This window comes from Streptomyces sp. HPF1205, assembly GCF_020400825.1.
Classification (GTDB): Bacteria; Actinomycetota; Actinomycetes; order Streptomycetales; family Streptomycetaceae; genus Actinacidiphila.
Map to the genome: position 1 here is coordinate 115877 of NZ_JAINVH010000007.1, position 11471 is coordinate 127347.

Here is an 11471-nt window from a genome sequence, read left to right on the forward strand (position 1 = left end):
ACCATGGAAGCCTTCACCACCCACACCGGCCGGGCCGTGCCGCTGCGCCGCAGCAACGTCGACACCGACCAGATCATCCCCGCCCACTGGCTGAAGAAGGTCACCAGGACCGGGTTCGAGGACGGCCTGTTCGAGGCGTGGCGCAAGGACGAGACCTTCGTCCTCAACGCCCCGGAGCGCAAGGGGGCCACCGTCCTGGTGGCCGGCCCCGACTTCGGCACCGGATCGTCCCGTGAGCACGCCGTGTGGGCGCTGCAGAACTACGGGTTCAAGGCCGTGATCTCCTCGCGCTTCGCCGACATCTTCCGCGGCAACTCGCTGAAGAACGGCCTGCTCACCGTGGTGCTGCCGCAGGACACGGTGGAATCGCTGTGGAAGCTCACGGAAAGCGACCCCGGCGCCGAGATCACCGTGGACCTGGTGGCCCGCGAGGTGCGCGCCGACGGGATCACCGCGGCCTTCGAACTCGACGACAACGCCCGCTGGCGGCTGCTGGAAGGGCTCGACGACATCAGCCTGACCCTCGCCAACGAGTCGGACATCGCGGCCTTCGAGGCCCGCCGGCCGTCCTTCAAGCCCAGCACCGTGCGGGTCTGACCCCCGGACCCGTCCGTATCCGCCCGGACCCGTCCGTACCCGCCGTACCCGCCGTATCCGCTGTCCGAAGCGCCCCCCGCCCCTCCTGCCGCAGGCAGGAGACCCGGCGGGGGGCGCTTTCGCATGTCCGGGGGCGCGCCCGCGCACACCCCGCCATGGGCCCTGTGAAACGGCTCCGGAGCACCCGGTTGGCCCTGTCGCCCCCGACAACTCGCCGCAGATGGCACAATCGACGCATGGAACGCGATGGCCAACTCGACCTCTACCGGGTGGTCGCCGCGCGTCTGAAGCAGGCGCACGCGCGCGTCGCGAGTCCCGAAGTGCCGGATGCGACACGGCGGGAGTTGAGTCGGCGGCTGCTCGCGGTGACCGCCGCGGCGAAGCACGATCTCGCCGACGCGGCACGGCGTCTGGACGTGTTAACGGCTGAGTTGGACGAGCTCGGAATCCCCGATCGGTGATCACGCGGAGCACTGAGTTCGTTGCGGCACAAGGGTGATTCGCCCGTTTCGTATTTGATTTGCGGTATATATCCGCCTAGCGTGCGAAATCAGCCCGTACTCATTCGCCGGGCAAGTTTCCGAAGGGGAAGACGTGAACAAGGCGCAGCTCGTAGAAGCGATTGCCGACAAGCTAGGCGGGCGCCAGCCCGCCGCGGACGCGGTTGACGCGGTTCTCGACGCGATCGTCCGCGCGGTGGTGTCCGGCGACCGGGTGTCGGTGACCGGGTTCGGTTCGTTCGAGAAGGTGGAGCGTCCGGCCCGCTACGCCCGCAACCCCCAGACCGGGGAGCGGGTCCGGGTCAAGAAGACCTCCGTACCGCGGTTCCGCGCGGGGCAGGGCTTCAAAGACCTGGTCAGCGGCGCGAAGAAGCTCCCGCGTGGCGGCGAGGTCGCCGTGAAGAAGGCGCCCAAGGGCAGCCTGAGCGGCGGCGCGGCCGCCACGGCGCGTACGACCACCAAGAAGGCGGCCGCCAAGAAGACCACCAAGGCGGCGGCCAAGAAGACGACGGCGGCCGCCAAGAAGGCCACCACCACGGCGAAGAAGGCGACCACCAAGAAGGCGGCGGCCAAGAAGACGACCGCCAAGAAGGCCCCGGCGAAGAAGACGACCGCCAAGAAGGCCCCGGCCAAGCGGACCTCGACGCGCAAGCGCGCCGCCGCCAGGTGATACGCGGGACCCGCCACCGGCCACCCTCACGCGACGGGCCGGGCACCCCTGAAGGGGAGCCCGGCCCGCGTCCATTGCCGGGGTCCCCGCGGGTCGCGCCCCCGCCGCTTCCCGGCCGCCGGCCCCCTTCCCGGCCGTCCGGGAGGCGCCCCTCAGGCCCACGGGCCCGCCGGCCTACCCGTCCTGCGGGTCGGGGAAGGTCTGCAGCGTCACGAACACCACCCGCCGGGACGCGCCCGAGCCCTCGGTACGGATACGGACGCGCTGGCCGGGCCGCAGCAGCCGCAGCCGGCCCGCGTCGAAGGCGGCGGCGTCGAACCCCAGCGGCGTCCCGTCGTCGAGCAGCACGCTTCCGGTCCGGGTGGCCGGGTCGAAGGTGAACGCGGTGGCCTGCATGGCCTCAGCCTAGGCCCTGCCCCGCACATGACGCCGTCCCGCCCGGAAGAGGCCGCGGTACCTGGTGCTCCGTGAGAGCCCCGCCGCCAGGCGCCGGGGGAGCGGGCGGCACGTGCCGGACGGCGCCCGGCGCCTCGTACCGGGCCGGCTCGCCGTCGGCGGCGAAAAAGGCCGCGGTCCGGGGGCCGAGGCCGAGCGCGCGGGCGGCGCGCAGGTCGTCGGCGGTGTCGACGTCCTGGCGCACCGAGGGCACGCAGGGGAGGGTGATCTCGCGGGCGCCCGAGGCGAGGTGGCGGGCGCGGGAGGGGCCGCCGAAGGCCGGCGCGAGCGCGAGACCCGCCGGAGCGGCGAGCAAGGTTGTCCCCACGCCGGCCGCGTCGGCCAGAAACGCCCGCGTATGCGCCCGAACGGCCTCGGACAGCACCGAACCGAGCTCGGCGGGCCGCAGAGCCGGGAGATCGCCGTTCAGGGCCGCGACCGGAGCCCGCGGAAGGCGCTCGCGGATCCGCTCGGCGCCGTACCGCAGGGCCGCGTTGAGCCCCGCGCCCGGCATGTCGGCCGCCACCAGCGCCCCCAGGCCCGCCAGCTGAGCGGCGGCGGTCGCATCGTCGGTGACCACCGTGACGTCCGCCACCTGTTCGCAGGCCAGCGCCGCCGCGACCGTGTCCAGGGCGAACGCCAGCGCCAGCGCGGGCCGTACCGCGCCCACCGCGCCGGCCAGCCTGCTCTTGGCGACCGCCAGTGGCTTCAGCGGCACGACCAGGGACCACTTCTCGGTGATGTCCACCCCGCCATTGTGGGGCGGGCGGGCCGCCGGGACCGGCGCGGGGTCCGCCGCGACGGAAGACGGGCACGGGTGCCCCCCTCGGCCGCCACCGGTGGCGTTAACCTCTCGGTACCGCCATCCTTGGCGGCCGAACGCGCGCCGCGCCACCGTGCGGCGCCGACGCGACGAAGAGGAGTCCGGGTGTCCCGCCGCAGAATCGGTTTCTGGTACCGCCTGGCGGCCGTCATCGTGAAGCCGCCGCTCATTGTGCTGATGAAGCGCGATTGGCGGGGAATGGAGCACATTCCGGCCGAGGGCGGATTCCTCACGGCGGTGAACCACAACTCGCACATCGACCCGTTCGCCTATGCGCATTTCCAGTACAACACCGGCCGTGTCCCGCGCTTCCTGGCCAAGGCGTCGCTGTTCAAGCCGCCGGTCGTCGGCCACTTCATGCGCAGCACCGGCCAGATCCCGGTGGTGCGCGCCACCGCCGACGCGGCCGTCGCGTTCCACGCCGCCGTCGACGCGGTCAACAAGGGCGAGTGCGTGGTCTTCTACCCCGAGGGCACCCTCACCCGCGACCCCGGCATGTGGCCCATGGTCGGCAAGACCGGAGTGGCGCGGGTCGCCCTGCTCACCAAGGCCCCGGTGATCCCCATCGCCCAGTGGGGCGCCAACGAGCTGCTGCCGCCGTACGCGAAGAAGCCCGCCCTGCTGCCCCGCAAGACGCACCGCGTCCTGGTCGGCCCCCCGGTGGACCTCAGCGCGTACTACGGCAAGGAACCCACCGCCGAGGTGCTCCGCGAGATCACCGAGACGATCATGAACGCGGTCAAGGACCTGCTGGCCCAGCTGCGCGGCGAACCGGCCCCCGACCACCTCTACGACCCGCGCAAGGCGACCCGCGAGGCCCGGACCGAACCGGCGACCGAGGCCCGGACCGAACCGGCGACCGAGGCCCGGACCGAACGGGAGACGGAACCCGGGGCCGAGGCGGGGGTCCCGCCCGGGGCCGGGGAGCCGGCGCCGACAGGGCCCGGGGCCGAGCCGCGCGCGGGAGCCGAGAAGCCGGCCCAGGCGCGGGCCGAGGCGCCCGCCTCCGCGCCGAACCAGGCGCAGGAGGGCGCATGACGGTCCGCTGCGCGGTCTTCGGCACCGGCTCCTGGGGCACCGCCTTCGCGACGGTGCTCGCGGACGCCGGCTGCGAGGTGGCGCTGTGGGGCCGCCGTCCCGAACTCGTCGCCGCCATCAACGCCGGCCGCGCCAACCCCGAGTACTTCCCCGGCCTCGAACTGCCGCGATCGGTCACGGCCACCGCGGATCCCGCCGAGGCCGCCGCCGACGCCGAGTTCGTGTTCCTGGCCATCCCCTCCCAGTCGCTGCGCGCCAACCTCGCCGCCTGGGCGCCATTGCTGCGACCCGACGCCGTCCTGGTCAGCCTGATGAAGGGCATCGAGCTGGGCACCGCCAAGCGGATGAGCGAGGTCATCGAGGAGATCGTCGTCAAGTCGGCCCCCGACGGCGCCTCGAAGCCGGCCGCCGACGGCGCCTCGGCCGCCCACGGCCGGATCGCCGTGCTGTCCGGACCCAACCTCGCCGGCGAGATCGCCGCCCGCCAGCCCGCCGCGTCCGTGGTCGCCTGCCGGGACGAGGCCGTGGCCCGCCGCATCCAGGCCGCGTGCCACACCTCGTACTTCCGCCCGTACACCAACACCGACGTCGTGGGCTGCGAACTCGGCGGCGCGGTGAAGAACGTGATCGCGCTCGCGGTCGGCATCGCCGGCGGCATGGGGCTGGGCGACAACACCAAGGCGTCGCTGATCACCCGCGGCCTGGCGGAGACCACCCGGCTGGGGCTGGCGATGGGCGCGGACCCGTACACCTTCGCCGGGCTGGCCGGGATGGGCGACCTGGTGGCCACCTGCTCCTCGCCGCTGTCCCGCAACAACACCTTCGGCCGCAACCTGGGGCGCGGCATGAGCCTGGCGGAGACCATCGCGCACACCCGGCAGACGGCGGAGGGCGTCAAGTCCTGCGAGTCCGTCGCCGACCTGGGCCGCAGGCACGGCGTCGACATGCCGATCACCGAGACGGTGGTCGACATCGTCCACAACGGGAAGCCACCCTTGGTAGCCGTCAAGGAGTTGATGTCACGCTCCGCGAAGCCTGAACGGTAAGGTCAACGCGATATGAGCAACGTGCAGAAATTCGAGCGCAAGCCGCGGGTCGCCATCGTGTTCGGCGGGCGCAGCTCCGAGCACGGGGTGTCCGTGGTGACCGCGGCCAGCGTGCTGCGCGCCATCGACCGCGACAAGTACGACGTCCTCCCCATCGGCATCACCACCGAGGGCCGCTGGGCGCTGACCGCGGACGCCCCCGAGCGGATGGCCATCGACAACCGCCGGATGCCCAGCGTCGAGCAGGTCGCCGACCACGAGGGCGCCGTCGTGCTGCCCGTCGACCCCGGCAACCGCGAGGTCGTCTACAACGAGCCGGGCAGCGTGCCCAAGGCGCTCGGCGAGGTCGACGTCGTCCTCCCGGTGCTCCACGGCCCCTACGGCGAGGACGGCACCCTCCAGGGCCTGCTGGAACTCTCCGGCGTCCCGTACGTCGGCGCGGGCGTCCTCGCCTCCGCCGTCAGCATGGACAAGGAGTACATGAAACGTATCTTCACCTCCTACGGGCTGGCCGTCGGCCCGTACACGGTGATCCGGCCGCGCGAGTGGGAACGGGACGCGGCAGCCGCCCGCGACCGGGTGCTGGCCTTCGCCGCCGAGCACGGCTGGCCGCTCTTCGTGAAGCCGGCCAGGGCGGGCTCCTCGTACGGGATCAGCAAGGTGGCCGGCCCCGGCGACCTGGACGCGGCCATCGAGGAGGCCCGCGGCCACGACCCCAAGGTGATCGTCGAGGCGCAGCTGCGCGGCCGCGAGATCGAGTGCGGCGTCCTGGAGTTCGAGGACGGCCCGCGCGCGTCCGTGCCCGCCGAGATCCCGCCGGCCGCCGACCACGAGTTCTACGACTTCGAGGCGAAGTACATCGACTCGGCCGAAGGCATCGTGCCCGCCCCGCTGACCGCCGCGCAGACCGAGGAGGTGCAGCGGCTGGCCGTCGAGGCGTTCGAGGCCGTCTCGTGCGAGGGCCTGGTCCGCGCCGACTTCTTCCTGCTGGACAGCGGCGAGTTCGTGATCAACGAGGTCAACACCCTGCCCGGGTTCACCCCGATCTCGATGTACCCGCGGATGTGGCAGGAGAGCGGCGTCGGCTACACCGAGCTGATCGACCTGCTCCTCCAGGCCGCCCTGCGCCGCTCCACCGGCCTGCGCTGAGGCCCGGCCCGCGCCGACGCCCGGCGTCCGGGAGCGGCCGCCGAGGGTCCCGGAGGGCTCAGACCCCCTCCGGGACCGTGCGCTTGACGGCCGGCGCCAGGTCCGCCAGCGGGCCCGCGTCGTGCGCGTACTTCTTCGGCAGTGTCACCTCGACGTACGCCTTGCGCAGCGTCGTCGTCATCCGCACCGAGCCGTCCGGCCGGGCCTCGTACGACCAGGAGACCCCGTCCACCTCGGCGCCGAGCGTATTGACGTCGTCGTCCGCGGCCGGCCGCGGCACCCCGCAGCGCAGGACGACGGGCGGCGACCCCCACCCGGCGATCAGGTCGGAGGACGGTTTGAGATCATGCCGGGGGAGCCCGCCGACCCTGGCCGGCAGCTCCGCGTGGAGCGCCCGGCAGTACGCCGCGACCCGCGCGTCGGGAACCGGCACGGCGATGGCGTCGTCCGTCCCCGAGGCGGAGGACGCGGAGACGTAGACCGCCGCCGCGGATCCCACTGCGACGGCGGACACGGCGATCAGCACGGCCCGGCGGTAGAGCATCACCGGGTGAGCATAGTCGGGGGCTAGATATGGACCACGGGGCAGGTCAGGGTGCGGGTGATGCCATCGACCTGCTGGACTCTGGCCACCACCATGCGGCCCAGTTCGTCGACCGTGTCCGCCCGGGCGCGCACGATGACGTCGTACGGGCCGGTCACGTCCTCCGCCTGGATCACTCCGTCGATCTTGGAAATCACCTCCGCTACCGCCGAGGCCTTCCCGACCTCGGTCTGAATGAGGATGTACGCCTGTACCACGGAACCTCCAGGGCGGCTTCGAGGATCATGTGGGAAAGGGGACGCCACGTTATCGCGTCGCCGTGCGCGGCGGGGAGACCCGCGCGGTACCTGGCCCCCGTATTGCCGGGAAACACACACGCCTGCGGGTGCGCGGCGCGACCGAAGGGGAACTCGATATGAAGGGGACTGTGGGCGAGTTGGGGGAGTTCGGGCTCATCAGGGAACTGACCTCCCGTCTCACCTCGACCCCCGCCGTTCTGCTCGGTCCCGGCGACGACGCCGCCGTGGTCGCCGCGCCGGACCGCCGCGTGGTGGCCACCACCGACGTGCTGCTGGAGGGCCGGCACTTCCGCCGCGACTGGTCCACCGCCTATGACGTCGGCCGCAAGTCCGCCGCCCAGAACCTCGCAGACATCGCCGCCATGGGCGCGGTGCCCACCGCCGTGCTGCTCGGCCTCGTCGTCCCCGCCGACCTGCCCGCGACCTGGCCCGTCGAGCTGATGGACGGCATCCGCGACGAGTGCCACGTCGCGGGCGCCGCGGTGGTCGGCGGCGACGTCGTCCGCGGCGACGGCATCACCGTCGCCATCACCGCCTTGGGTGACCTGCGCAGCAGGACCGCCGTCACCCGATCGGGAGCCCGCGCCGGCGACGTCGTCGCGGTCACCGGCTGGCTCGGCTGGTCGGCGGCCGGTTACGCCGTCCTCTCCCGCGGCTTCCGCTCACCGCGCGCCTTCGTCGAGGCCCACCGCCGCCCCGAGCCCCCGTACCACGCCGGACCCGCGGCCGCCGAACTCGGCGCCACCTCGATGACCGACATCAGCGACGGCCTGGTCGCCGACCTCGGCCATGTCGCCGCGGCCAGCGGCGTGGACATCGACCTGCGCTCGGCCGACATAGACGTCCCCGCCCAGATGGCGGACATCGGCCAGGCCGTCGGCGTCGACCCCCTGCACTGGGTGCTCACCGGGGGAGAGGACCACGCCATCGTCGCCACCTTCCCCCGCGACGTGAAACTGCCGGCCCGCTGGCGGGTCATCGGCCGGGTCGGCGCCCAGGCCGGGCGCGCCCCGCAGGTGACGGTGGACGGCGCGCCCTGGGAGAAGGCGGGCGGCTGGGACCACTTCGGGAAAGACGCGTGAGGGGCCGCGGATGAGCGGGCACACGCCCGCCCGCGTGCTCACCGTCGCCGGCTCCGACTCCGGCGGCGGCGCGGGCGTCCAGGCCGACCTGAAGACGATGCTCGCGCTCGGCGTGCACGGCATGAGCGTCGTCACCGCCGTGACCGCGCAGAACTCGCTCGGCGTCCAAGGCGTCTGGGACCTGCCGGAGGAGGCGGTACGCGCCCAGTTCCGCGCGGTCGTCGACGACATAGGCGTCCAGGCGGTGAAGACCGGCATGCTCTCCTCCGCCCGGCTCACCGCGGTGGTCGCCGACCTGCTCACCGGCATCGGCGCGCCCGTGGTCGTCGACCCGGTCGGCGTGTCCAAGCACGGCGACCCGCTGCTCGCCGAGGAGGCGCTGGACCTCGTACGGACCCGGCTGCTGCCCGCCGCCACCGTCGCCACGCCCAACCTCGACGAGGTGGCCCGGCTCACCGGCGTCGTCGTCACCCGTGAGGAGGACATGCGGACGGCCGCCCGCGCGGTGCTCGCCCACGGCCCGGCCTGGGCGCTCATCAAGGGCGGCCACCTGGGTGCGGGCCACGACGCGGTCGACCTGCTCAGCGACGGCGCCACCGAGCACTGGTACCGCTCGCCCCGCCTGCCCGCCGTCCACACCCACGGCACCGGCTGCACCCTCGCCGGCGCCATCGCCTCCCATCTCGCCCTCGGCCGGACCGTCCCGCGGGCGGTCGCCCTGGCCAAGGACTACGTGACCGGCGCCATAGCGGCGGGCTTCCCCCTGGGTGCGGGCATCGGCCCGGTGGACCACGGCTGGCGTACGAGACCGGGCGCGCCGGAAGGCCACCCGGGACCCGGAAGCTGAAGTGCAGGGCGCCGCGAGCCCGGGCGCCGGGAGCCGGGGCGTCGCGAGCCCGGGTGCCGGCAACCAGGGCGCGGACACTGAAAAGCCGATCCGCCCGAGGGCGGATCGGCTTCAGACGGCAACAAGGCTGCGCTTGCTACGACGTACGTGCGTACGCGCAGGTCAGGGTCAGCGCGTGACCTTGCCGGCCTTGATGCACGAGGTGCAGACATTGAGCCGCTTCGGCGTCTTCCCGACGACCGCACGCACGCGCTGGATGTTGGGGTTCCAACGACGCGGGGTACGGCGGTGCGAGTGGGAGATGCTGTTGCCGAAGCCCGGCCCCTTGCCGCAGACGTCGCAGGTGGCAGCCACGGGTCACTCCAAAGACTTCAGATGCATGTACGAGGAAATTCCCGGGACCTCCCGGGCAACCGGAGCAGCATACAACGCTGGCTCCCGTACAACGAAATTACCACGGCCCGCCGGCCGTCCCGCCCTCCCGGCCCGGTCACGCCGCCCGCACGGCCCCCGGCGGGCCCCCGCCGGCAGCGACGGGCCGGGTCGGGGCCACCGCACGGATAGGCTCACCACGTCCCGTTCAGCCACTCCGCAGGAGGACCGTTGCCGCCCTCGCTCGACGCCGCCGCGGTGCGCACCTGGTGCCGGTTGTCACTGGAGGCGCTGGGGCGGGCGCGGGAGGAGATCGACGGCATCAACGTCTTCCCGGTCGCGGACGGCGACACGGGCACGAACGTCTTCCTCACCGTGGAATCCGCCGCACAGGCGGTCGAGGCCGTGTTCGAGGCGCACGCCTCCGGCGGCTCGCGCCCCACCCTCGGGGAGGCCTTCCGCGCGATGTCCCACGGCGCGCTGATCGGCGCCTGCGGGAACAGCGGCACGATCCTCGCCCAGCTCCTGCGGGGCATGAACCAGGCCGTCGCCTCCGCCCACGAGAGCGCCGAGGCCGTGGACGACGCACAGGCGGCGGCCACGGTGCGGCGGGCGCTGAAGGTCGCGGCGGCGGCGGCGTACGAGGCGGTCGCCCATCCCGTCGAGGGCACGATGCTCACCGTGGCCACGGGCGCGGCAAAGGCCGCGGAAGCCGCCGCCGGGGGGCTCGCCGACGTCGTGCACGCCGCCCATTCCGGCGCGACGGCTGCGCTCGCCGTGACCACCGCTCAGCTCGACCCGCTGCGCCGCGCGGGTGTCGTGGACGCCGGTGGCCTCGGCCTCGTCGCGGTCCTCGCCGCCTTGTGCGAGGCGCTGACCGGCCAGGCTCCGCGCGCGACGGTTACCGCCGTCCCGCCCGCGACGGCCACCGCGGCCCCGCCCGCGACTTCCACCGAAACCCCGCCCGGGGCCGTCACCGAAGCCCCGTCCGCGACCGCCGCCGAAGCCTCACCCGCGGGGGCGGCCACCGCCCCCGCCGCCCCGGAGCCCTGCCCGGCCGACGTCCATGCCGCCCCCGGCGGACCCGCCTTCGAGGTCGTCTACCTCCTGGAGGCCGACGCCGAGGCCGTCCCGGCGCTGCGCCGCCGCTTGGACGCGCTCGGCGACTCGCTCGTGGTGGTCGGCGGGGACGGGCTGTGGAACGTCCACGTCCACGTGGACGACGCGGGCGCGGCCATTGAGGCGGGCATCGAGGCCGGACGCCCGTACCGCGTCAAGGTCACGCACTTCGGGGACCAGACCGGGCGGCCGGAGCCGGGAGCGGGGACCGCGGGGCGCGCGGTCGTGGCCCTGGTGGCCGGCGACGGCATGGCCGAACTGTGCGAGCGGGCCGGCGCGACCGTGGTCCCCGTACGCCAGGGGGAGCGGCCCGGCAGCGGCGAGATCGCGGCGGCCGTCCGCCGGGCGTCGGCCCGCGAGGTCGTCCTGCTGCCCAACGACGCCGAGCTGCGCCCGGCGGCCGCGGCGGCGGCCGAACAGGTCAGGGCCGACGGCGTCCGCGTCGCCCTCATCCCCACCCGCTCCCCGGTCCAGGGCCTGTCCGCGCTCGCCGTCCACCAGCCCAACCGCCGCTTCGACGAGGACGTGGTCGCGATGACCTCGGCGGCCGGCGCCACCCGGTACGCCGAGCTCGCCGTCGCCGAGCGCGAGTCGTGGACCATGGCCGGGGTCTGCCAGGCCGGCGACGTGCTGGGCCTGATCGACGGGGACGTCGCCGTCATCGGCCGCGACCTGCCGCGGACCGCGGCGACCGTGCTGGACCGGATGCTCGCGGCGGGCGGCGAACTCGTCACCCTCGTCCTGGGTGCCACCGCCCCGCCCGGCCTCGCCGACCGCCTCGAAGCCCACGTTCGCGAGCACCACCTCGCGGTGGACACGGTCCGCTACGAGGGCGGCCACCACTCCTGCCCGCTGCTGATCGGCGTCGAGTAGGCCGAGCAGGCCGCGTACGTCGCGTACGTCGCGTACGTCGCGTACGTCGCGTACGTCGAGCAGGACGCCGGGGCCCG

Annotated in this window: 14 protein-coding genes; 9 read left to right on the plus strand and 5 right to left on the minus strand. The window is 73.8% G+C overall.

Annotated elements, in window-relative coordinates; genetic code table 11:
• Window positions 1–3 precede the first annotated feature (3 nt).
• From leuD to K7G61_RS10480, 3 genes are all read left to right on the plus strand, one after another.
• On the plus strand, window positions 4–597 hold the full coding sequence (leuD, locus tag K7G61_RS10470; protein WP_225846443.1) for a 3-isopropylmalate dehydratase small subunit: 594 nt from the start codon (window positions 4–6) through the stop codon (window positions 595–597).
• A gap of 236 nt (window positions 598–833) precedes the next feature.
• Window positions 834–1058 carry a hypothetical protein gene (locus K7G61_RS10475; RefSeq protein ID WP_225846444.1) on the plus strand — a complete coding sequence of 75 codons (225 nt, stop codon included), beginning with the start codon at window positions 834–836 and terminating at the stop codon, window positions 1056–1058.
• A gap of 133 nt (window positions 1059–1191) precedes the next feature.
• Window positions 1192–1767 carry an HU family DNA-binding protein gene (locus tag K7G61_RS10480; protein ID WP_225846445.1) on the plus strand — a complete coding sequence of 192 codons (576 nt, stop codon included), beginning with the start codon at window positions 1192–1194 and terminating at the stop codon, window positions 1765–1767.
• A 174-nt stretch (window positions 1768–1941) separates the two neighbouring features.
• Here the strand turns inward: K7G61_RS10480 and K7G61_RS10485 are convergent, their stop codons facing one another.
• Both K7G61_RS10485 and cofC read right to left on the minus strand, forming a co-directional pair.
• On the minus strand, window positions 1942–2163 hold the full coding sequence (locus K7G61_RS10485) for a hypothetical protein (protein WP_225846446.1): 222 nt from the start codon (window positions 2161–2163) through the stop codon (window positions 1942–1944).
• A 4-nt stretch (window positions 2164–2167) separates the two neighbouring features.
• Window positions 2168–2950, minus strand: a complete 783-nt coding sequence (cofC, locus tag K7G61_RS10490; protein ID WP_225846447.1) for a 2-phospho-L-lactate guanylyltransferase — start codon at window positions 2948–2950, stop codon at window positions 2168–2170.
• A gap of 180 nt (window positions 2951–3130) precedes the next feature.
• Here cofC and K7G61_RS10495 point away from each other — a divergent pair, with 180 nt between their 5' ends.
• From K7G61_RS10495 to K7G61_RS10505, 3 genes are read left to right on the plus strand one after another with little or no spacing between them, the layout of a single operon-like run.
• Complete coding sequence (locus K7G61_RS10495; RefSeq protein WP_225846448.1) at window positions 3131–4063, plus strand: 1-acyl-sn-glycerol-3-phosphate acyltransferase; 933 nt, start codon at window positions 3131–3133, stop codon at window positions 4061–4063.
• Complete coding sequence (locus tag K7G61_RS10500) at window positions 4060–5109, plus strand: NAD(P)H-dependent glycerol-3-phosphate dehydrogenase (RefSeq protein ID WP_225846449.1); 1050 nt, start codon at window positions 4060–4062, stop codon at window positions 5107–5109. Before K7G61_RS10495 ends, K7G61_RS10500 begins: the two co-directional genes overlap by 4 nt.
• A gap of 12 nt (window positions 5110–5121) precedes the next feature.
• Complete coding sequence (locus tag K7G61_RS10505) at window positions 5122–6258, plus strand: D-alanine--D-alanine ligase family protein (RefSeq protein WP_225846450.1); 1137 nt, start codon at window positions 5122–5124, stop codon at window positions 6256–6258.
• A gap of 58 nt (window positions 6259–6316) precedes the next feature.
• Here the strand turns inward: K7G61_RS10505 and K7G61_RS10510 are convergent, their stop codons facing one another.
• Together K7G61_RS10510 and K7G61_RS10515 are read right to left on the minus strand one after the other, a co-directional pair.
• Window positions 6317–6802, minus strand: a complete 486-nt coding sequence (locus K7G61_RS10510; protein ID WP_225846574.1) for a DUF3515 domain-containing protein — start codon at window positions 6800–6802, stop codon at window positions 6317–6319.
• A gap of 23 nt (window positions 6803–6825) precedes the next feature.
• Window positions 6826–7059 (minus strand): Lrp/AsnC family transcriptional regulator, encoded by a 234-nt coding sequence (locus tag K7G61_RS10515; protein WP_031518955.1) that lies wholly within the window; start codon window positions 7057–7059, stop codon window positions 6826–6828.
• Window positions 7060–7217: 158 nt separating this feature from the next.
• Here K7G61_RS10515 and K7G61_RS10520 point away from each other — a divergent pair, with 158 nt between their 5' ends.
• Entirely contained in the window at window positions 7218–8183 is a 966-nt protein-coding gene (locus K7G61_RS10520) for a thiamine-phosphate kinase (RefSeq protein ID WP_225846451.1), read from the plus strand.
• A 10-nt stretch (window positions 8184–8193) separates the two neighbouring features.
• Complete coding sequence (thiD, locus tag K7G61_RS10525) at window positions 8194–9030, plus strand: bifunctional hydroxymethylpyrimidine kinase/phosphomethylpyrimidine kinase (protein WP_225846452.1); 837 nt, start codon at window positions 8194–8196, stop codon at window positions 9028–9030.
• 168 nt (window positions 9031–9198) lie between these two features.
• Here the strand turns inward: thiD and rpmB are convergent, their stop codons facing one another.
• Complete coding sequence (gene rpmB, locus K7G61_RS10530) at window positions 9199–9384, minus strand: 50S ribosomal protein L28 (RefSeq protein WP_205355731.1); 186 nt, start codon at window positions 9382–9384, stop codon at window positions 9199–9201.
• 249 nt (window positions 9385–9633) lie between these two features.
• Between rpmB and K7G61_RS10535 the strand changes: the two genes are divergently transcribed.
• Window positions 9634–11394, plus strand: coding sequence for a DAK2 domain-containing protein (locus K7G61_RS10535; protein ID WP_225846453.1), 1761 nt, complete (start codon window positions 9634–9636; stop codon window positions 11392–11394).
• The last annotated feature ends 77 nt before the right edge of the window (window positions 11395–11471 follow it).

Excerpts from the sequence above, each read along its gene's own strand:
- leuD (WP_225846443.1), top strand. The coding sequence starts at position 4 with ATGGAAGCCTTCACCACCCACACCGGCCGGGCCGTGCCGCTGCGCCGC.
- K7G61_RS10475 (WP_225846444.1), top strand. The coding sequence starts at position 834 with ATGGAACGCGATGGCCAACTCGACCTCTACCGGGTGGTCGCCGCGCGT.
- K7G61_RS10485 (WP_225846446.1), bottom strand. The coding sequence starts at position 2,163 with ATGCAGGCCACCGCGTTCACCTTCGACCCGGCCACCCGGACCGGAAGC.
- K7G61_RS10500 (WP_225846449.1), top strand. The coding sequence starts at position 4,060 with ATGACGGTCCGCTGCGCGGTCTTCGGCACCGGCTCCTGGGGCACCGCC.
- K7G61_RS10505 (WP_225846450.1), top strand. The coding sequence starts at position 5,122 with ATGAGCAACGTGCAGAAATTCGAGCGCAAGCCGCGGGTCGCCATCGTG.
- K7G61_RS10510 (WP_225846574.1), bottom strand. The coding sequence starts at position 6,802 with ATGCTCTACCGCCGGGCCGTGCTGATCGCCGTGTCCGCCGTCGCAGTG.
- K7G61_RS10520 (WP_225846451.1), top strand. The coding sequence starts at position 7,218 with ATGAAGGGGACTGTGGGCGAGTTGGGGGAGTTCGGGCTCATCAGGGAA.
- thiD (WP_225846452.1), top strand. The coding sequence starts at position 8,194 with ATGAGCGGGCACACGCCCGCCCGCGTGCTCACCGTCGCCGGCTCCGAC.